The sequence below is a fragment of the Cupriavidus sp. R6-3 genome (assembly GCF_059772245.1).
The window spans coordinates 15,825-35,274 of record NZ_JCBAJO010000031.1 but is presented as its reverse complement, the minus strand read 5'-3'; the positions used below and the strand labels follow the sequence as shown (position 1 = coordinate 35,274).

Sequence of the window (19,450 nt, the reverse complement as noted above, 5' to 3'; positions counted from 1 at the left end):
CGGCCTTTTCCTCCTCGACCTCGCCGACGAAGCGCAGCGTCAGGTGGACCTGCGCGGCCGGCGTCGCACGGATGCCGCGCTCGCGCGGCAGCGTCGCCAGCAGCGAGGCCGCCAGCGCGGGCGGGGTTTCCAGTGCGACAAAGAGCCGTGGCATGTCGGCGCGCGGTTACGGGTGCGTTGCGGGTGCGTTGCGGGTGCGGCGCGGGTAGCGCGATGTGGCTGCCGTTACGAGGCTGCCGTTACGAGGCTACCGTTACGGGCCATCGTTATGCGGCTGCCGTCATGCGGCGGCCGCCAGCGCGTCGCGCAACAGCGGCAGATGCGGCGCCGCCGCCGTGCCTTCCAGCCGCAGCAGTGCCTGCTTGCGGTCGGTGCCGCCGGCATAGCCCGTCAGCGCGCCCTTGGCGCCCAGCACGCGATGGCAGGGCACGATCACCGAGATCGGGTTGCGGCCCACCGCGCTGCCAACCGCGCGCGCATGGCCGGGCGGCAGGCCGAGGCCCAGGGCCAATTGGCCATAGCTGATGGTTTCGCCGAAGGGGATCTCGCACAGCGCCCGCCAGACCTGCTGCTGGAAGGCGCTGCCGGCCAGGCGCAGCGGCACGGTGAAACGCTGCCTCCCACCGGCGAAGTACTCGGTCAGCTCTTGCGCCGCCTGCGCCAGTACGCGCGCATTACGTGCGTCAACGGCAGCGGAGTCCAACGGTCCGGCCGGATGGTATTTCTGGCCGGCAAAGAACATCCCGGTCAGATGGCCGTCTTCTGCGCGCAACAGCACGTCGCCGAGCGGGCTCGACATCGAACGATAGTGAATCATGTTGGCTGCTCCTGTAATTGAGGGCGGCGTGTTCTGCGGCCGCGTCGCGTCACGGCTGGATCGCAAGTGGTAGCGCCAAGGCCCGCGGGCACCGCACGCGCCTCGGCACGTTCGCGCTCGCGGCGGTCCTGCATGTCCTGGTACTGCCGCCACAGATGCATGGCAGCGTAAGCGCGCCACGGCGCCCATTGCGCGGCGTGCCGCAGCATCTCGCCGTTGCGCTCGATGCCGAGCACCTTGCGCAGCGCATAGTCGGTGGCCGGGAACGCATCGGGCCAGCCCAGCGCGCGCATCGCAATGTATTGCGCGGTCCAGTCGCCCACGCCGTCGATGGCACACAGCGCCGCGACGGTCTGCGCGGGTTCCACACCGGGCTCGAGCGACACCCTGCCTTCGACCACGGCCGTGGCGATCGCATGGATCGCGCGCGCCTTGGCCATCGGCACGCCCAGTGCATTGAGCTCCGTCACTGGTACCGCAGCCAGCGTGGCCGCGCCCGGAAAGCAGGCGCGCAGTTCGTCCATCGGCGCGGCCAGCGGTACGCCATGGGCCTGCACCAGCCGATGCAGCATGGCACGGGCCTGGCCCAGCGAGACGACCTGGCCCAGTACCGCCCGCACCGCGATCTCGAAACCGTCCACGGTCCCCGGCAAGCGCATGCCCGGCATGTCGGCCGCCAGCGCGCCCAGGTGGCGATCGACCACGTCGGGCCGGCAACCGAGATCGCACAGGCGCCGGACCTTGCCCAGCACCTGCGGAATGGCATGCGCCAGCGAACCGGACAGCGTCACGCGCAATACGTGGCGTTGCGGGACCAGCGCGAGCCGCATCCAGCCGCTGTGCAGTCGCCCACCGACTTCGATGGCAACGGTGCGTCCGTATTCGCCGCCATGCGCATCGGGCCAGATCTGCTCGACGCCCTGCACCGCGCGCGCACCGAGAAACTGCATCAGCGCGGCCCACGCCATTGGCGGCCGGTAGCCGAGCTCGAACACCAGGCGGTCGGCCGGCATGCCCGCGGCGCGCTTGCGCATCGCGGTGGGCGCCAGGCCGTAGCGCGTCTTCAGCACGTCGTTGAAGCGGCGGACGCTGCCGAAGCCGGCCGCCAGTGCCACCTCGGTGACGGGCAGCGCGGTATCGGTCAGCAGCCGCTTGGCGAGCAGCAGGCGCTGCGTCTGCGCATAGTCGACCAGCGAGACGCCGAACTGCGCGGTGAACAGCCGCCGCAGGTGCCGCTCGGTGACGCCGATGCGCGCGGCGAGCTCGGGCACGCCGGCATCGGCCAGGAAGCCCTCGTCGATCAGCGTCGCCGCCGCCTGCGCCAGCCGGCCCGACAGGTCGGCAATCCCATGGCCTGGCGCCAGCTCGGGCCGGCAGCGCAGGCAGGGCCGATAGCCGTGCTTCTCGGCCGCCGCCGCGGTGGCGAAGAAGCTGCAGTTTTCGCGCTTGGGCGTGCGCACCGCGCAGACCGGCCGGCAGTAGATGCCGGTCGACGACACGGCGACGAAAAAGCGCCCGTCGAAGCGGCGGTCGTGCGAAACCACGGCGCGGTAGCAGGTGTCGGGATCGAGTTCCATGGCTGCATGCTACCGCTTTCCGGCGAAGCGACCAGCCGGATTCGGACATGCGAGTCCGAGCCGTCCGGCCACGTCCCGTTCAGCGGGATTTGCTCCGCCGCCCGCGCCACTGGCGCGCCGCGATGACGAAGGCCTCGATCAGCGCAGCGGTCGGCGCGCGCGACAGCGCCGAAGGCCGCGCCAGCACGCCGACCTCGCGATGGATCGGCCGGCCCGGCAACGGTTCGGCCTGCACGTTCGGACATTGCGCCAGCGGCAGCAGATCGGCCGGCACGATCGCGCAGCCCAGGCCCTGGTCGACCATCTGCAGGATCACCGCCGGCTCGTCGAGCTCCATGCCTTCGTCGACGCGCAGCCGATGGCGCTTCAGATAGCGGTCGACCAGATGCCCGCCGGCCGAATGCCGGTTGTAGCGGATGAAGGGCAGCGCGCCCAGCATCGCCCTCAGCTCGCGCGGCGCGCCACGCGGCGCGATGGCAACGAAGGGCTCGCTCAGCAAGGGCAGCCATTTCAGCTCGGCCGGAATGCCGAGACGGGGCTTGATCATCACCGCGACCTCGAGCTCGCGCGCGTCGACCTGGGTCAACAACTGCGTCGACATGCCGGGCACGATATTGACGTGGGTCTTCGGATAATCGGCGCGGAAACGCTGCATCGCCTTGGGCAGCAGCGTCGATTGCACCGTCGATACCGCGCCCAGGTCGATCGGCGTCAGCGCGGGAGCCGCGTGCGCCTGTCCCTTCATCGACTCGTACAGCTCGACGAAACGCACCGCCTCGGGCAGCAGCTTGCGCCCCTGCTCGCTGAGCGCCACCGACTTGCCGGTGCGATCGAACAGCGCGCAGCCCAGATCCTCTTCCAGCCGCCGTATCTGCGTGCTGACCGCGGACTGGGTCAGCGACAGCCGCGCCGCGGCGGCGGAAAACGAAGCGGTCTCGGCAGCGACCAGGAAGGTGCGGAAGTAGCGGATCATGGCGAAGGGCTCGGCGGTATCCGATCGAAATCCTTGATACTCAGCGCCAAAATGATTCGCTTCATATCGCGACTTGTGCTGAGTAGAATTTCCGGGACCATACCACGCCGCAGCCGGGCGCTTCCTCTCCACAAAGGCCGACACACACATATGCAAACCATTCCCCTGTTCCACCTGGCGTTCCCCGTGCACGATCTGGCCGAGGCCCGGCGCTTCTACGGCGAGCTGCTCGGCTGCCCCGAGGGCCGCAGCTCCGACAGCTGGGTCGATTTCAACTTCTACGGCCATCAGGTGGTCGCGCACCTGTCGCCCGAAGAGACCGGACATCGCTCGACCAGCGCGGTCGATGGCGACGACGTGCCGGTGCGCCATTTCGGCGCGATCCTGTCGATGGAGCAATGGGAGGCGCTGGCCGACAAGCTGCGCGCGGCCAACGTCAAGTTCGTGATCGAACCGCATGTGCGATTCAAGGGCCAGGTCGGCGAACAGGCCACGATGTTCTTCCTCGACCCGTCGGGCAATGCGCTCGAATTCAAGGCGTTCGGCGATATCAGCCAGGTGTTCGCGAAGTAAGGACTTCCGCGCGGCGCTGCCGGTCGCAAGCGTTGCCACGCTGCAGCGCCGGTGGCCGGTCGGCGCTATAACGACAGGCCACCCAGATGGTCCGCCAGCAGGTCGATGAAGGCCCGCGTCTTGGCCGGAATCGCGCGGGCCGCGGGCCATACCGCCTGCACCGGGATCGGCGGCGCCTCGAACGCGTCCAGCACCGTCACCAGGCGCCGCTGGTCGAGCAAAGGCCGCACCTGCCATAGCGGGCCGAAGCCGATGCCAAGGCCCAGCGCCACCGCCTCGTTGACGGCGGCCGTGCTGCCCGCGCGCAATCTGCCGTCGACGGCGAAGCGCCGCAGCTTGCCGTCGACCAGGAACGGCCAGCGCGCGTCGTTGCCCTCGCCGCTGCGCACGACGCAGCGATGCGCGGCCAGGTCGCGCGGGTGCGCCGGCACGCCGTGGCGCGCCACATAGCTGCGCGAGCAGAAGGCCACGCGCCGCAGCATCGCCAGCCGGCGCGCCTTCAGGTTGTCGTCGGTCACCTCGCCGATGCGTACCGCCAGGTCCAGCCCTTCCGCGCGCAGATCGGTGAAGGCGTCGCTGACCGTCAGCTCCACTTCCACCTTCGGATGCCGCTCCATGTAACGGGCGACCACCGGCACGATATATGCCGGTGCGAACAGCACCGGTGCGCTGACGCGCAGCGTGCCGAACGCGGACGTACTCAGGCTCGACGCGGCATCCCACGCCTCGTTCAACTCCGCCATGGCCGGCGCGACGCGATGCCGGAACGCCTCGCCGGCCTCGGTCAGCTGGCAGCTGCGGGTGGTTCGCTGCACCAGCTGCACGCCGAGGCTGCGCTCGAGCAGCGCCAGCGAACGGCTGACCGATTGCAGCGAACGGCCCAGATGCCGGGCGGCCTTGCTCAGGCTGCCGTGCTCGGCGATGGCAAGGAAGGTCAGGATGTCGGATACGCGGTCCATCGGCGCTCCACGGCTGGATTCCCGTTTGGATTCCGTTTGGATTCCGTTTGGATTCCGTTTGGATTCGAAGATCGTTGCCCGCCATTCTCTCAGTTTGTGGAAGAGAGAATCATCGAGCGCCCGTATTCTCCTCCGATACGTGACTCTCTATCGTGTCCGGATCATCCACCACGAACGAGGACACGCATCGTGACATCCATCGCCACAGCAACATCTCCCTCCGAGTCCGCGGCGGCGCGCCGCGTACTGGTCGTCGGCGCCGCCGGACGGTTTGCCGGCCTGGTTCCGCAGGCGCTGCGGGACAGGGGCGTGACCGTGCGCGGACTGGTCCGCGACGCGCAACGCGCTCCCCACGCCCTGGCCAATGGCGTCGACGAGGTCGCCGTTGCCGACCTGCGCTCGCCCGAGACGCTGGTGGCCGCGCTGGACGGCGTCGACGGCGTCTTCTACATCGGCCCCGCCTTCGCGCCGGACGAATCGCAGCTCGGCATCAACATGGTCGCCGCGGCGCGGCGGGCCGGCGTGCGGCGCTTCGTGTTTTCCTCGGTGATCCAGCCGACCGACGTGACGCTCGCCAACCACGCCAGCAAGATTCCGGTCGAGCAGGCGCTGTTCGATTCGGGCCTGCAGTTCACCGTGCTGCAGCCCGCGAACTTCCATCAGAACCTGCTGGGCGGATGGGCGCGCGTGGTGGCCGAGGGCAGCTTCGCCGAGCCCTATCCGGTCGACGTGCCGGTGGCCCGCGTCGACTATCGCGACGTGGCGGAGGTCGCCGCGATGGCACTGACCACCGATCGGCTGGCGCACGGCTGTTTCGAGCTGGCCGGCGAGGCGGGACTGACGCGCACGCAGATTGCCGCGATGATGAGCGAGGCGCTCGGCCGCAACATTGTCCCCGGCGAGATCGATTTCGAGCGATGGAGGGCGCGCCTGCCGCTGGACTACACCGCGGCCCAATGGGAGCTGCTGCGCAAGATCCACGAACACTATGCAGCCCATGGATTGCGCGCCAATACGCTGGTGCTGCAGGCGATCCTGGGTGGTCCGCCAAGGTCGATGCAGGCGTTTGTGCGGGAACTCGCGACGAGCACCCGCGCGGCGGCGTGAGCGGTCATCGGCCACGCCGCACGGGGGTGGCCTCGGCCCCGGATCGGTGAGCCATTCGGCGGGTACCTTCCGCTTGCCGGGTGACCTCAAGGACTGTATATTTGTACAGTCCTTGATCGCCACGGAGGTAAGCATGTCAATCGCACGAGCCGGCAGCAAAAACGAGGCCCTGCGTCTGCTGGCCGCCCGTGAGGTTCTGGCGCTGGAGCTGGACTATGAAACGGGTTGGCAGGACGCCGTCGAACTGGGCCGGCTGGGGGAAAAACGCGGCATACGCGTCCAGTACCGCGGCCAGGAAAGCATCGCGGTGCGCTCGCACGAGGCCCTGATCGAAGGGCTCGCCAAACCCAAGACCACCTTCCGTCAGCGCAATCTCTATTGCCTGTTCGATCTCGGCGCCATTGCCGACCAGGAACTGCATGAGCTCGAAGCGCGCGCCAGCCGCCTCGGCGACTACATCCTGGCCGGCCATCTGCTGCGCGAGGTGGATGCCTTCTGGCATTGAGGCGCGATGAAAGCGCGCGATTGCAGCACGCGATTGCAGCGCCCGACCAGGGTGCGGATCGAGGCGTGATGGTCGCTGAGCCGAGCACGACGCTGCGACGCCGTGTCGCAGCACCAGGAACAGCGGCAAAACCATCGCTTCACCCGACGATCCACCAAATACTTTCGTGAGCTTTTCGAAAGAATGCGGTATCCGGGCAACGCACGATGGTGCCCCCGATCGCAGGCAGGGTTGGCTCCCGCGCCAGCGCCAGGCAATCCAGCGAACGGAACACATCAGGCAAAACACAACAGGAGACCCGCGACACCATGTCAGCCAACCTGTACGACGCCAAGGAGCCGCTGCTGCGCTGTCTGCAAGAGAATCTGGCCGGTTGGCATTCGGCCCTCGACCACGTTCTGTCGCAGTCCGGCATCTCCCCGACGGAATGGCTCCTGCTGCAACACCTCGCACACCGGCAGCGCACCGAACCGGATCGCATCACGGCGGCTTGCACCTTGCCCTGGCTCGAGGCCGAGGAATTCGAGGCGATGGTCCGCAGCCTGTCGGACCAGGGATGGCTCGAGCAGCAGTCCGGCCCGTATGCGGCGCAGCCGATTCCGTTGATCCGCTCCAGCGCCAGCCATCGCATGGACAAGCTCGGTCAGGCCATCAAGGCGCTGCAATCGGTCTGGGTCTCGCCGCTGAGCCTGGAAGAGCGCGGCATGATGCTCACCTGTCTGACCAGGATGCAGCGCCAGCTCGAGCGGCTGGCGCCACGCGGCTCGACGAACTGCGCGACAAACTCCGCAGCAAACTGCGCGGCCAGCGGCGGCAGCGTGACGCGCGGCACCTCGGATCGCCGGCTGCTGATTCGCTGAGTCGCCGGCTGCTGATTCGCTGAGTCGCCGGCTGCTGATCCGCTGAGTCGCCGGCTGCTGATCCGCTGAGGCGCGGGCCGCCGCGCGCTACGCGCTGACGTTGGCGCTGACACTGGCGCCGTATTGCGGCCATATCGCGCGCGGCTGGGGGCAGACCGCATCGCGCGGCAGCTGCAGCAAGGTCAGGCGCAGCCGTCCCCGTCCGCTTTCGACCGTTCCCAACAAGGATTCCATCAGCTGGCCGCCGGCCGGCGCCTGCGCAAACCAGTCCGACATCGCGACGCGGCGTTCGTGCACGACGGCAGCCAGCATGGCATCGCCCGACGGTTCGATCGTGCCCTTCCCGTCCCGTACCGGCAGCGCGGCCGGATCGATGCGCCAGCCCGCCGCGCACGCGGTCTCGCTGAGCCAGCTGGCGCGCACCGTCCCGGCTTCATCGAGCACCAGCACGGCCTTCTGCGCGGTACGTGCAAGCCAGCGCCGCGCGGCATGCAGCAGCGGCACCTGCAGTTGCAAGGCGAAGGCCATCAGCACGTCGCCATCGACATGGCCCGTCAGGCCGAGATGGCAGGCAGTTGCCGGCATCGTCAGCCGCGCCGCGAAGCTGTAGGCGCGCGCCGCGGGGCTGTCGTCATCGGCCAGCGAATACAGGCTCGCTTGCCGGCATTCGAAGGCGTCGGTATCTGCATGCTCGCCGCGCATCGCATAGCAGGCGAGCAGCCAGGCCTGGACGAAGCGGGTGTCGGACGGGCGCAGCGCGGTCCGGTGCAGCAGCGTCCAGCCGCCGTTGCCGGTCCGGTACAGCACGCCGTCGACGTCGCCGAGCTCGGCCGCCTGGACCGACACGATCGGATCGCGGCGGCCCAGAATGGCTGCCGCGCCTAGCGCCAGCGCGCCCACGTCGAGCGGTGCGGTCGGCGGCGTCGCGCAGGCGGCGCGCAGCGCGGCGATGATCGGAAAGCATGGCGGACGAACCGGCTCGTCCGCGGTCCATCCCAGATGCGGGGCCCAGCCGTGCGCGCCGGCACCGGAGTGTGCCACTCCGGATGCCGTGCCGGCGAGGCGGACGCGTTGAAGCTGTTTCATGCTCGAACCCTCCGCGTCCGGACCGGCTTCAATCGCGCAGCAGCTGCTTGGCGATGATCATCTGCTGGATCTGCGTGGTGCCTTCGTACAGGCGCAGCAGACGGACGTCGCGGTAGAAGCGTTCGGCCTTGTATTCGGCGATATAGCCTGCGCCGCCGTGAATCTGCACCGCGCGATCGGCCACGCGGCCGACCATCTCGGTACAGAACATCTTGACGCAGGAGGCCAGCATGCTGACTTCGGGATCGCTCTTGCCCGGCTCCTTGGCGTCGTAGCGCTGGGCGCAATCACGCACCATCGACAGGCCGGCGTAAAGCTCGGCCTGGCTGTCGGCCAGCATGCCCTGGATCAGCTGGAATTCGCCGATCGGGCGGCCGAACTGCTTGCGGTCCTTGGCGTAGGCCACCGCATCGGTCAGCAGGCGATGGGCCATGCCGCACGCCAGCGCCGAGATATGCAGGCGGCCGCGGTCGAGCACCTTCATCGCGGTCTTGAAGCCCACGCCCGGCACGCCGCCGATGATGTTGGCGGCCGGCACGCGCACGTTTTCCAGCACCACGTCGCAGGTCTTGGTGCCGCGCTGGCCCATCTTCTTGTCCGGCTTGCCCAGCGAGATCCCAGGCGTGTCGGCCGGCACGATGAAGGCCGAGATGCCCGACGCGCCCGGGCCGCCGGTGCGCGCCATCAGCGTGAAGGCGCCGGCGCGCGGCGCATTGGTGATGAAGCGCTTGGTGCCGTTGATCACATAGTGATCGCCGTCCAGTTCCGCCTTGGTCTGCAGCGAGGCCGCGTCGGAGCCCGCGTTCGGCTCGGTCAGCGCGAAGGAGATGATCAGCTCGCCGCTGGCGATGCGCGGCAGATAGTTCTGCTTCTGCTCCTCGGTGCCATCCATCAGGATGCCCTGGGAGCCAATGCCCACGTTGGTGCCGAACACCGAGCGGAAGGCCAGCGCGGTATGGCCGAGGTCATAGACGACATCGCACTCCTGCGACATCGACAGGCCGATGCCGCCGTAGTTTTCCGGGATCGAGATGCCGAACAGGCCCATCTCCTTCATGTCGGCCACGATATCGGCCGGCACGTCGTCCGTTTCCTCGAGGATGTCCTCGGCGGGCTTCAGGCGCTCTTCGATGAAGCGCTGCACCGAGGCGCGCAGCAAGGAAAACGATTCGGTGTCCAGGGTCATGGCGATCTCCGTGGGAATTCGGTGGAGGAAGGGTGGCGCCGCGGGGCCGGCAGCGGTCCGGGGCCGGACCGGTCAATCCGGCAATGCGGGCGGATGGCCGTCATGGTACGCCGACCCCGGATTTTGACAATCCACGACAGCTTGGACAGAATGGACAGCCATATTTGACAATCCGCGGCCGGCGCCGCTTTCCGGCCCGCCGTCCCGCTCCTGCCGCACCCCACCACCATTTCGCCATGATGGATCTGAACGCCCTGCGCCTGTTCGTCGATATCGTCGACGCCGGCAACCTTTCCGCCGCCGCACGCAAGCTCAAGATGACGCGCGCCAACGTCAGCTACCGGCTCAAGGCGCTGGAGGAAGAGCTCGGCGTGCAGCTGCTGCGCCGGACCACGCGCCATGTCGAGCCGACGCCGGTGGGCGCCGGCCTCTACGAGCACGGCCGTAACATCCTCGCCGAGGTGGCCGCGGCCGACGCGCTGATCAGCAATATGGGCAAGACGCTGCAGGGCCATGTGCGGCTGTCGGTGCCGACCGGCCTGGGCCACGCGCTGCTGTCGCCGCTGCTGGTGCAGTTCAAGCACCGCTACCCGGACATCACGCTCGATGTGGTGTTCGACAACCGCATCCACAACCTGGTGTCGGAGGACGTCGAGGTCGCGTTGCGGATCATTTCGACCCCGCCCGATTCGGTGGTCGCGACCGAGATCGGCGAGGTCGATTGGGTGGTGTGCGCCTCGCCGGCCTATCTGGCCGCGCAGCCGGCGCCGCGGACGCTTGCCGATCTGCAGCGCCATGCGATCGTCTGCGCCTCGCCGGTCGGGCAGAAGCTGAAGGCCTTCGGCGCGCGCGCCGGCGAGGACGAACGCGAGCAGGTCGCGCTGGAGCCTACGCTGAGCTCCGAGAATTTCGCCTTCCTGAAGGAGGCCGTGCTGGGCGACGTCGGCATCGGCATCTTTCCGCTCTACGCGATCGGGCGCGAACTCGCCGCCGGCCTGGTGACGCCGGTATTGCGCGACTACCGCATCAGCGTGTTCGGCAGCCGGCTCTACATGCTGACCCTGCCGAACCGCTACCAGACCATGGCGACGCGCTGCCTGCTGACGTTCCTGAAGGGGGAATTGCAGGCGATCTGGCCGCGGCTGGCCGCGATGCCGCAGTGACGCAGTGACGCAGTGACCCCGTGACGCAGTGATCCAGTGACCGGCAGACTTTCGGCGCGCGCCGAGCTTTAATCCGGCCCGCCCGTCGACGCCCGCTCGATTACCCGAAACCCCACGTCGACGATGCGCGGCTCCACCGGCAAGCCCTTGCACTTGTCCAGGATCAGCCGCGCGGCGGTCGCGCCGATGCGCGCGGCATCGACCTGGACCGTGGTCAGCGACGGCGCCATGTGCGCGGCCGCCTCGGCATCGCCGAAGCCGCAGACCGCCAGATCCTCGGGCACGCGCAGGCCGCGCGCCTGCGCTTCGACCAGCACGCCCTGCGCCAGCTGGTCCGAGCTGCAGCAGATCGCCTGCAGCCGTGGCTCCTTCTCCAGCAGCTCCGCCAGAGCGCGCCGCCCCAACGGCAGATTGCTGGGCGCCGGCACGACCGCGGTCGGCACCGGCCGGCCGAAGGTCGACACGAAGGCCTCCGAGCGAATGCGCGCCCGGCGATCGTCGCCGGTGGCGATGCCCACGCGCTGCCAGCCCTTCGACAGGAAATAGCCGGCCACCGCGCTGCCGACCTTGACGTGCGAAAAGCCGACCGCCATGTCCACCGGCCGGTCGCTGAGCTCCCACGTCTCGACCACCGGAATGCCCGACTGCCGCAGCCGCTCGCGCGCCGCCTCCGACTGGATCAGCCCGGTGACGACGATGCCGTCTGGGCGCCGGCCGATCATCGCGTTGAGCAGCGCCTCCTCGCGCGAATCGTCGTAGCTGCTCTGGCCGAGGATCAGGTGGTAGCCGGCCGCCTCCAGCGTCTCGGTCAGCGCCTTGATGGTCGGCAGGAACTGCGTCACCGCGATATCGGGCACGACCGCCGCCACCATCAGGCTGCGCCGCGACTTCAGTCCGCCGGCGATGAGGTTCGGGATATAGCCCACCGCCTCCGCCGCCTGCTGCACGCGTTCGATGGTCTTGGCCGACACCATGCCGGGATTGCTGAGCGCGCGGGACGCGGTGATCAGCGACACGCCGGCCTCGCGGGCGACGTCATGCAGGGTCACGGACTTGTTCTGGGCTTTGGTGGGGGCCACGTCGGGGTCTCGGATCAAGGCAAAAGGTAGGGCAACGACAGGGCAACGGACAGGGCAACGGACGGGCGGCTTCGGGAAAGCCATGAGCCGGCATCGTGGCGAAGCGCGTTGACAGCGATGATATGACAACGTTAGCATTTCGCCGAAACATGCCCGTCCCTGTCACGCCGCCGCACAAGATCGCGGTGCACGGCGCCCGACATTGTAACGGGCTTGTTTTGGCGTCGAAATGACAACGTTGTCATTTCGCGCCGCAAGACGAAGACGATTACCCCCTCGCCCAACGGAGACACCCCATGACCCTCGCCGCCGACCGCATCGCCTGGATCCGCCTGTCCAGCTGCTTTCTGCCGCTGGCCACCCCGATCAGCGACGCCAAGGTGCTGACCGGCCGCCAGAAGCCGATGACCGAGGTCGCGATCCTGTTCGCCGAGATCACGACCGCGGACGGGCGCGAGGGCATGGGCTTCAGCTATTCCAAGCGCGCCGGCGGTCCCGGCCAGTACGCCCATGCCTGCGAACTGGCGCCGACGCTGCTGGGCGAAGACCCCAGCGACATCGCGCGGCTGTGGGACAGGCTGTGCTGGGCCGGCGCCTCGGTCGGGCGCAGCGGCATGGCGACGCAGGCGATCGGCGCCTTCGACGTCGCGCTGTGGGACCTGAAGGCGCGCCGGGCGGGCCTGTCGCTGGCCAAGCTGCTCGGCGCGCAGCGCGATGCGGTGCGCTGCTACAACACCTCGGGCGGCTTCCTGCATACGCCGCTCGATCAGCTGTTGATCAACGCCGCCGCCTCGGTCGAGCGCGGCATCGGCGGCATCAAGCTCAAGGTCGGCCAGCCGGACGGCGCGCGCGACGTCGAACGGGTCGGCGCCGTACGCAAGCAGCTGGGCGACGCCGTGCCGCTGATGGTCGACGCCAACCAGCAGTGGGACCGCCCCACCGCGCAGCGGATGTGCCGCACGCTGGAGCCGTTCAACCTGGTCTGGATCGAGGAGCCGCTGGACGCCTACGACCACGAGGGTCATGCCGCGCTGGCCGCGCAGTTCGATACCCCGATCGCCACCGGCGAGATGCTGACCAGCGCCGCCGAACACTGGGACCTGATCCGCCACCGCGCCGCCGACTACCTGATGCCCGACGCCCCGCGCGTGGGCGGCATCACGCCCTTCCTGAAGGTCGCGGCGCTGGCCGAGCACGCCGGCCTGATGCTGGCCCCCCATTTCGCGATGGAGCTGCACATCCACCTGGCGGCGGCGTATCCGCGCGAGCCCTGGGTCGAGCATTTCGACTGGCTCGAGCCGCTGTTCAACGAGCGGCTGGAGATCCGCGATGGCCGCATCGCCGTGCCGACGCGGCCGGGCCTGGGCGTATCGATCAGCGAGCAGGCGCGTGCGTGGACCCGCGCGCAGGCCGAATTCGGCGAGCGCCCGTAACGGCGACCAGCCGACGAGAACCCGGCAGACGGGGCAGTAAGCAGGCAGGAATAGACAGAAACAGGCCGGCGCCCAAGACCGGCCGATGCACGACAAGCGCAGACCCCATCCTCAAGGAGACACTGATGAAACGCCTGATCGCCACGCTGGCCCTCGGCCTTGCCACCACGCTGTCCGCCCACGCCGCCTGGCCCGACAAGCCGGTCGCGATGGTGGTGCCCTTCCCCGCCGGCGGCTCGACCGACGTGATTGCGCGCATCCTCGGCGCCAAGCTGCAGGAGCAGACCGGCGCCAGCTTCGTGGTCGAGAACAAGCCCGGCGCGGCGGGCGCGATCGGCGCCAGCTTCGTCAAGCGCGCGCCACCGGACGGCTATACGCTGCTGGTGTCCTCGCTGGGGCCGCTGGTCATCGCGCCGCATCTGATCAAGAGCACGCCCTACGACCCGGCCCGCGATTTCGACTACATCTCGGTCGCGGTGCAGGCGCCCAACATCCTGGCCGTGCCGGCCAACTCGCGCTTCCAGACGCTGCAGGAAGTCGTGGCGTACCTGAAGGCCAATCCCGGCAAGCTGACCTTCGCCTCGGCCGGCAACGGCACCAGCGACCATCTGACCGCCGAGCTGTTCTGGCAGCAGACCGGCACCAGCGGCACGCATGTCCCCTACAAGGGCGGCGCGCCGGCGATGAACGACCTGATCGGCGGCCAGGTTGATGCGACCTTCATGAACATCAATACCGCGATGCCGCACGTCAAGGCCGGCAAGATCCGCGCGCTGGCGATCACCAGCACGCAGCGCTCGCCGGTGCTGCCCTCGGTGCCGACCATGGAAGAAGCGGGCATCAAGAACCTGGTCGTCTATTCGTGGCAGGCCGTGGCGGCGCCCAGGGGACTGCCCGCCGATATCCGGGACAAGCTGCACAAGGGCATCGTCGCCGGGCTGAACGACCCCGCGGTCAAGAACAAGCTGCTCGAGGTCGGCTTCGAGATCGTCGGCAACACGCCCGAACAGTTCACCCGCTTCCAGGCCGCCGAGTCGGCCCGCTGGAAGCGCGTCATCGAAACCGGAAAGATCGCCGCCGACTGACGGCGGCACAGGAGAACCACTGATGATGCAAACGGCGAGCCGCGGCCCCGGCCAACCGCTCTATATCCGCATGCACGAGGCCGACAACGTCGCCATCGTCGCCAACGACGGCGGCCTGCCGGCCGGCGCTACCTTCCCGTGCGGGCTGCAACTGGTCGAAAACGTGCCGCAGGGCCACAAGGTCGCGCTGGTCGATCTCGACGAGGGCGCGCCGGTGCTGCGCTACAACGTCGTCATCGGCTACACGGTCAAGCCGCTGCCGCGCGGCAGCTGGGTCAACGAGCGCGTGCTGCGGATGCCGTCCGCGCCCGAGCTTGACGCGCTGCCGATCGCCAATCGCGTGCCGCCCGCGCTGCCGCCGCTGGAGGGCTACACCTTCCAGGGCTACCGCAACGCCGACGGCTCGGTCGGCACGCGCAACATCCTCGCCATCACGACCACGGTGCAGTGCGTGGCCGGCGTGGTCGACTTCGCCGTGCGCCGGATCAAGGCCGAGCTGCTGCCGCGCTATCCGAACGTCGACGACGTGGTCGCGCTGGAACACAGCTATGGCTGCGGCGTGGCCATCGACGCGCCCGATGCGGTCATCCCGATCCGCACGATCCGCAACCTCGCGCTCAATCCGAACTTCGGCGGCGAAGTGATGATCGTCAGCCTGGGCTGCGAGAAGCTGCAGCCGACGCGCCTGATCGAGGCCGGCACGATCCCGCTGCAGGTCGAGGGCGGCGCGCCCGATGTCGTGTGCCTGCAGGACGAGCGCCATGTCGGTTTCGGCTCGATGATCGATTCGATCCTGGAGACGGCCGAGCGCCATCTGCAACGGCTGAACGCGCGCCGGCGCGAGACCTGCCCGGCGTCGGACCTGGTCGTTGGCGTGCAGTGCGGCGGCAGCGATGCGTTCTCCGGCGTCACGGCCAATCCCGCGGTCGGCTTCGCCACCGACCTGCTGGTGCGCGCCGGCGCCACCGTGATGTTCTCGGAGGTCACCGAGGTGCGCGACGGCATCGACCAGCTGACCGCGCGCGCCGCCACGCCCGAGGTCGCGCAGGCGATGATCGAGCAGATGGCGTGGTACGACCATTACCTCAGCAAGGGCCGCGTCGACCGCAGCGCCAACACCACGCCGGGCAACAAGAAGGGCGGCCTGTCGAACATCGTCGAGAAGGCGATGGGCTCGATCGTCAAGTCGGGTACCGGGCCGATCCACGGCGTGGTGGCCCCCGGCGAGAAGGCCACGCAGAAGGGCCTGCTCTATGCGGCGACGCCGGCCAGCGACTTCATCTGCGGCACGCTGCAGCTGGCCGCCGGCATGAACCTGCATGTGTTCACCACCGGACGCGGCACACCGTACGGACTGGCCGAAGTCCCGGTGATCAAGGTCGCCACGCGCAGCGACCTGGCGCGCCGCTGGCACGACCTGATGGACATCGACGCCGGCCGCATCGCCACCGGCGAGGCCACCATCGAAGAGGTGGGCTGGCAGCTGTTCCACGCGATGCTGGACATCGCCAGCGGCCGCAAATCGTATGCCGAGCAGTGGAAGCTGCAGAACGCGCTGGTGCTGTTCAATCCGGCGCCGGTGACCTGAGGGCGGCGGCCTCGTTCTGGCCCAGGTCGCCGCTGTCCTCCTTGAGCCGCACGCCGCTGCAGCCGAGCGCGAGCGCGCCGCGCAGCAGCCACGCCAGCCGATCGGCCGCCTGCTGGTAGGACAGTCCCTCGGGCCGCACGTTGGAGATGCAGTTGCGCTGCGCGTCGGTGCGCCCGGGGTGCGGATCGTAGGTCAGGTAGATGCCGAGGCTGTCCGGCGAGCTGAGCCCGGGGCGTTCGCCGATCAGCATCACGACCTGGCGCGCGCGCAACAGCTCGCCGATCTCGTCGCCGAGGGCGACGCGCGACTGCTCGGCGATCGCGACCGGACCGATCCGCCAGTCGGGCAGCCGCTCCCGTACCAAGCTCAGCACCGGCACCGCATGACGCTGCGCCGCCTGTGACGACAGGCCGTCGGCGATCACGAAGGCGACGTCGCACGGCTCGCCCGCCGCCTGGCGCAGCCGCTCGCGACTGTCCCCGTCCAGCCGGCGGCCCAGATCCGGGCGGCGTAGATACTGCGCGCGATCCGCCGCGGCACTGTGGACCCGCAGGTTGGCAAACCCGGCCTCGTCCAGCGCCGCCTCGACGGCCTCGCACGACAGCGGCTGGTGCACCGCGTCGCGCGCCTGCGCATGGGCAAGGCCGAACGCGAGCACCGCATCGGTGGGCTGGCTGTGCCCCGCCCGCCCGAGCGCGATGCGCGCCGAGGTGAACTGGCGCAGCCGTTGCCAGGGATGCGGCGGAGCAAGGTTCGAAGGCATCGTTGGCTCCCGGAGCGGTTACAGGTCGTGCGCCAGTTGCAGCAGCGGCTGGCGCTCGGCCGGCTCGACCAGCCTGCCGTCGTCGCCGAGGATGCCCGTGCGCTGCAGCCATGCCTCGAACTCCGGCGCCGGCGCCAGGCCCAGCGTCTCGCGCAGATACAGCGCGTCGTGGAAGGCGGTGCTCTGGTAGTTCAGCATGATGTCGTCCGCGCCCGGCACGCCCATGATGAAGTTGACGCCGGCCACGCCGAACAGCGTCAGCAGCGTGTCCATGTCGTCCTGATCGGCCTCGGCGTGGTTGGTGTAGCAGATGTCGCAGCCCATCGGCACACCGAGCAGCTTGCCGCAGAAATGGTCCTCCAACCCCGCGCGCACGATCTGCTTGCCGTCGTACAGGTACTCCGGCCCGATGAAGCCGACCACGGTATTGACCAGCAGCGGCGAGAACGCGCGCGCCACCGCGTACGCCCGCGCCTCCATGGTCTGCTGGTCGACGCCGTGGTGGGCGTTGGCCGACAGCGCGCTGCCCTGCCCGGTCTCGAAGTACATCAGGTTGTCGCCAACCGTGCCACGCCCGAGCGACAGCGCGGCGGCGCGGGCTTCGGCCAGCAGCGCCAGGTCGATGCCGAAGCTGGCGTTGGCCTGTTCGCTGCCGGCGATCGACTGGAACACCAGGTCCACCGGCGCGCCCTGCTCGATCGCGCGCAGCGTGTTGGTGACATGGGTCAGCACGCACGATTGCGTCGGCACGCCGTGCCGCTCGCGCAGCTCGTCGATCAGCCGCAGCAGGGCCACGATCGACGCCAGGTTGTCGCCGGCGGGATTGATGCCGATGGTGGCGTCGCCGCAACCGTAGAACAGGCCATCGATGATCGATGCGGCGATCCCCTTGGGGTCGTCGGTCGGATGGTTCGGCTGCAAGCGCACCGACAGCCGGCCCGGCAGCCCGATCGTGTCGCGAAAGCGCGTGACCACGCGGCATTTGCGGGCCACCGCGATCAGGTCCTGGTTGCGCATCAGCTTGCTGACCGCCGCCGCCATCTCCGGCGTGATGCCCGGCGCCACCCGCGCCAGCACCGTGCCGTCGGTCTCATGCAGCAGCAGCCAGTTGCGGAATTCGCCGACCGTCAGCGCGGCGATCTCGGCGAAGGCATCGGCGTCGTGGCGATCGACGATCAGGCGCGTGACCTCGTCGCTTTCATAGGGAATCAGCGCCTCGTTCAGGAAGCGCGACAGCGGCAGGTCGGCCAGCACCATGCGCGCGGCCATCCGTTCTTCCTCGGTGTCGGCCGCGAGGCCGGCCAGCTGGTCGCCCGAGCGGGCCGGGCTGGCCTTGGCCAGCAGGGTCTTCAGGTCCCCGAACGCATAGCGCCGCGCGCCGATCGTTTCAGTGAACGCCATCTGTTCCCCCGGCAAGGAGTGGTGGCCCGGTCATCGCGCAGCTTGGCGTAGCTTGACGCGGCTTGGCGTGGCTTGACGCGGCTTGGCGCGATGGCGGGGCCCCTGGTCCGCAATATAGCGCGCAAACGTTACGGGAGCGGGGGGAGGGGCATATCGCGGGGTGGCTGGGCGCAAGGCGTACCCGTTTCTGCGTGCCGCTATCGCGGGCTCGGCGGCCCGCCGAACGGGTTCGATTTCCGCCCTTTCCGGTGTTGGGACGGCTCCCGTGGCTCGCTCGAGCGCCCCGCCGTAGGGCTGTCCTTCCGCTCGGCCGGTGAGACCGTACCCGTTTCTGCGTACGATCGCGTACGTGTTACCCGGCGGCACGGGGCTGCGCAATAGCGGGGGAATGCGCGTCGCCTTCCGTGCCCTGCACCGTTACTCCGCCCGGCTTCGCACGTAATCGATATGCGCCTGCATCGCCGTGCGCGCCTCTTCCGGACGCCGCGCCAGGATCGCCGCGCACAACGTCCGATGCTGCAGCAGCAGTTGTTCGGAGGCCTCCGCGTCCTGCTCGCGCAGGCCGGTGCCATTGGTCGTGATGTGCTCGCGCAGCATGCCGATCACGCTGGTATGCAGGTGCAGGAACATCGTGTTGTGCGAGGCCAGCGCGATCGCCTCGTGCAGCTTGGCGTCGGCATCCGCCTCCGCCTGCTTGTCGTCGCGGCCGCGGGCTCGCTCCAACTGGTCCAACAGCGCGCGGATCCGCCGCAGGTCCTGCGTGTCGGCGCGCAGCGCGGCGAAATAGGCGGTGGCGCCTTCCAGCACGCGGCGAAATTCGAGGATGTCCTCGCGCAGCGCCGGATGATCGGCCACCAGCTGGCGCCACGGCGAGGCGATGCCGCTGCGCAGCTGCTCGGTGACGAACACGCCGGCGCCGCGCCGGCTCTGCAGCAGGCCGCGCGCGGCCAGCCGCTGGGTGGCCTCGCGCACCGTATTGCGAGCCACGCCGTAGGTCTCGGCCAGGACGCGCTCGGCCGGCAGGCGCGTACCGGCCGGCCACGTGCCGTCCAGCAGCGCGGTCTCGACCTTGCGCATCACCTCTTCCACCCGGCCGCGCTCGCGCATGCCTGCCGCCATCGTTTTCTCCCTTCGCATCGCCATGCCACGTGCTGGTCCGCCGACCGGCCCGCCACCGGGGCTGGCCACCTGGTCCGCCACCCTGCTTGCCGTCCGGTTCGCCAACTGGTCCAACCAATTTGAACCTTGTCGCCGCAGCGGGAATTATGCCGCCGAAGCGGACGCGCCTTGCGGTG

19 protein-coding genes are annotated in these 19,450 nt (G+C 69.1%); 8 read left to right on the top strand and 11 right to left on the bottom strand.

Going from position 1 to position 19,450, the window contains the following annotated elements; all coding sequences use genetic code 11:
- From AC6EI8_RS08505 to AC6EI8_RS08490, 4 genes are all read right to left on the bottom strand, one after another.
- Positions 1-154, bottom strand: a 154-nt coding sequence (locus AC6EI8_RS08505; protein WP_498381720.1) for a 2'-5' RNA ligase family protein, incomplete at its 3' end; no start/stop codon positions are given.
- A 126-nt stretch (positions 155-280) separates the two neighbouring features.
- Positions 281-817: a methylated-DNA--[protein]-cysteine S-methyltransferase gene (locus tag AC6EI8_RS08500; protein WP_498381719.1), complete on the bottom strand. Its 537-nt coding sequence runs from the start codon at positions 815-817 to the stop codon at positions 281-283.
- Complete coding sequence (locus AC6EI8_RS08495) at positions 814-2,394, bottom strand: DNA-3-methyladenine glycosylase 2 family protein (RefSeq protein ID WP_498381718.1); 1,581 nt, start codon at positions 2,392-2,394, stop codon at positions 814-816. The genes AC6EI8_RS08500 and AC6EI8_RS08495 overlap by 4 nt, the downstream gene beginning before the upstream one ends.
- A gap of 79 nt (positions 2,395-2,473) precedes the next feature.
- Positions 2,474-3,367, bottom strand: coding sequence for a LysR family transcriptional regulator (locus AC6EI8_RS08490; RefSeq protein ID WP_149318466.1), 894 nt, complete (start codon positions 3,365-3,367; stop codon positions 2,474-2,476).
- A gap of 150 nt (positions 3,368-3,517) precedes the next feature.
- Between AC6EI8_RS08490 and AC6EI8_RS08485 the strand changes: the two genes are divergently transcribed.
- Positions 3,518-3,940: a VOC family protein gene (locus tag AC6EI8_RS08485; protein WP_149318467.1), complete on the top strand. Its 423-nt coding sequence runs from the start codon at positions 3,518-3,520 to the stop codon at positions 3,938-3,940.
- Positions 3,941-4,005: 65 nt separating this feature from the next.
- Here AC6EI8_RS08485 and AC6EI8_RS08480 read toward each other — a convergent pair whose 3' ends face one another.
- Positions 4,006-4,899 carry a LysR family transcriptional regulator gene (locus AC6EI8_RS08480; RefSeq protein WP_498381717.1) on the bottom strand — a complete coding sequence of 298 codons (894 nt, stop codon included), beginning with the start codon at positions 4,897-4,899 and terminating at the stop codon, positions 4,006-4,008.
- Between the two features lie 189 nt (positions 4,900-5,088).
- Between AC6EI8_RS08480 and AC6EI8_RS08475 the strand changes: the two genes are divergently transcribed.
- The 3 genes from AC6EI8_RS08475 (at position 5,089) to AC6EI8_RS08465 (ending at position 7,371) form a co-directional block, all read left to right on the top strand.
- Positions 5,089-6,006 (top strand): NmrA family NAD(P)-binding protein, encoded by a 918-nt coding sequence (locus AC6EI8_RS08475; protein WP_498381716.1) that lies wholly within the window; start codon positions 5,089-5,091, stop codon positions 6,004-6,006.
- Positions 6,007-6,139: 133 nt separating this feature from the next.
- Positions 6,140-6,511 (top strand): PHA-granule associated protein 4, encoded by a 372-nt coding sequence (locus AC6EI8_RS08470; RefSeq protein WP_150084824.1) that lies wholly within the window; start codon positions 6,140-6,142, stop codon positions 6,509-6,511.
- A gap of 206 nt (positions 6,512-6,717) precedes the next feature.
- Positions 6,718-7,371, top strand: a complete 654-nt coding sequence (locus tag AC6EI8_RS08465; protein ID WP_498381715.1) for a hypothetical protein — start codon at positions 6,718-6,720, stop codon at positions 7,369-7,371.
- A gap of 87 nt (positions 7,372-7,458) precedes the next feature.
- Here AC6EI8_RS08465 and AC6EI8_RS08460 read toward each other — a convergent pair whose 3' ends face one another.
- Both AC6EI8_RS08460 and AC6EI8_RS08455 read right to left on the bottom strand, forming a co-directional pair.
- Positions 7,459-8,457: a hypothetical protein gene (locus AC6EI8_RS08460; protein ID WP_498381714.1), complete on the bottom strand. Its 999-nt coding sequence runs from the start codon at positions 8,455-8,457 to the stop codon at positions 7,459-7,461.
- Positions 8,458-8,485: 28 nt separating this feature from the next.
- Positions 8,486-9,643, bottom strand: a complete 1,158-nt coding sequence (locus AC6EI8_RS08455) for an acyl-CoA dehydrogenase family protein (RefSeq protein ID WP_149318473.1) — start codon at positions 9,641-9,643, stop codon at positions 8,486-8,488.
- 239 nt (positions 9,644-9,882) lie between these two features.
- On the opposite strand from AC6EI8_RS08455, the gene AC6EI8_RS08450 reads away from it, so the two are divergent.
- Entirely contained in the window at positions 9,883-10,806 is a 924-nt protein-coding gene (locus AC6EI8_RS08450) for a LysR family transcriptional regulator (protein ID WP_149318681.1), read from the top strand.
- 68 nt (positions 10,807-10,874) lie between these two features.
- On the opposite strand, the gene AC6EI8_RS08445 is transcribed toward AC6EI8_RS08450, so the two are convergent.
- Complete coding sequence (locus AC6EI8_RS08445) at positions 10,875-11,885, bottom strand: LacI family DNA-binding transcriptional regulator (protein WP_498381713.1); 1,011 nt, start codon at positions 11,883-11,885, stop codon at positions 10,875-10,877.
- Positions 11,886-12,181: 296 nt separating this feature from the next.
- On the opposite strand from AC6EI8_RS08445, the gene AC6EI8_RS08440 reads away from it, so the two are divergent.
- From AC6EI8_RS08440 to garD, 3 genes are all read left to right on the top strand, one after another.
- Positions 12,182-13,318: an L-talarate/galactarate dehydratase gene (locus AC6EI8_RS08440; RefSeq protein ID WP_498381712.1), complete on the top strand. Its 1,137-nt coding sequence runs from the start codon at positions 12,182-12,184 to the stop codon at positions 13,316-13,318.
- Between the two features lie 125 nt (positions 13,319-13,443).
- Positions 13,444-14,403: a Bug family tripartite tricarboxylate transporter substrate binding protein gene (locus tag AC6EI8_RS08435; RefSeq protein ID WP_265633529.1), complete on the top strand. Its 960-nt coding sequence runs from the start codon at positions 13,444-13,446 to the stop codon at positions 14,401-14,403.
- Between the two features lie 25 nt (positions 14,404-14,428).
- A complete protein-coding gene (gene garD / locus AC6EI8_RS08430; protein WP_226107061.1) occupies positions 14,429-15,991 on the top strand; it encodes a galactarate dehydratase in 1,563 nt (520 codons plus the stop codon).
- On the opposite strand, the gene eutC is transcribed toward garD, so the two are convergent.
- From eutC to AC6EI8_RS08415, 3 genes are all read right to left on the bottom strand, one after another.
- On the bottom strand, positions 15,969-16,754 hold the full coding sequence (eutC, locus tag AC6EI8_RS08425) for an ethanolamine ammonia-lyase subunit EutC (protein ID WP_149318478.1): 786 nt from the start codon (positions 16,752-16,754) through the stop codon (positions 15,969-15,971). The genes garD and eutC overlap by 23 nt on opposite strands.
- Before the next feature lie 18 nt (positions 16,755-16,772).
- The gene (locus tag AC6EI8_RS08420) at positions 16,773-18,155 is read right to left on the bottom strand and encodes an ethanolamine ammonia-lyase subunit EutB (protein ID WP_498381711.1); all 1,383 of its coding nucleotides are present in this window, start codon (positions 18,153-18,155) and stop codon (positions 16,773-16,775) included.
- Positions 18,156-18,572: 417 nt separating this feature from the next.
- Positions 18,573-19,274 (bottom strand): FadR/GntR family transcriptional regulator, encoded by a 702-nt coding sequence (locus AC6EI8_RS08415; protein ID WP_498381710.1) that lies wholly within the window; start codon positions 19,272-19,274, stop codon positions 18,573-18,575.
- Positions 19,275-19,450: the final 176 nt, after the last annotated feature.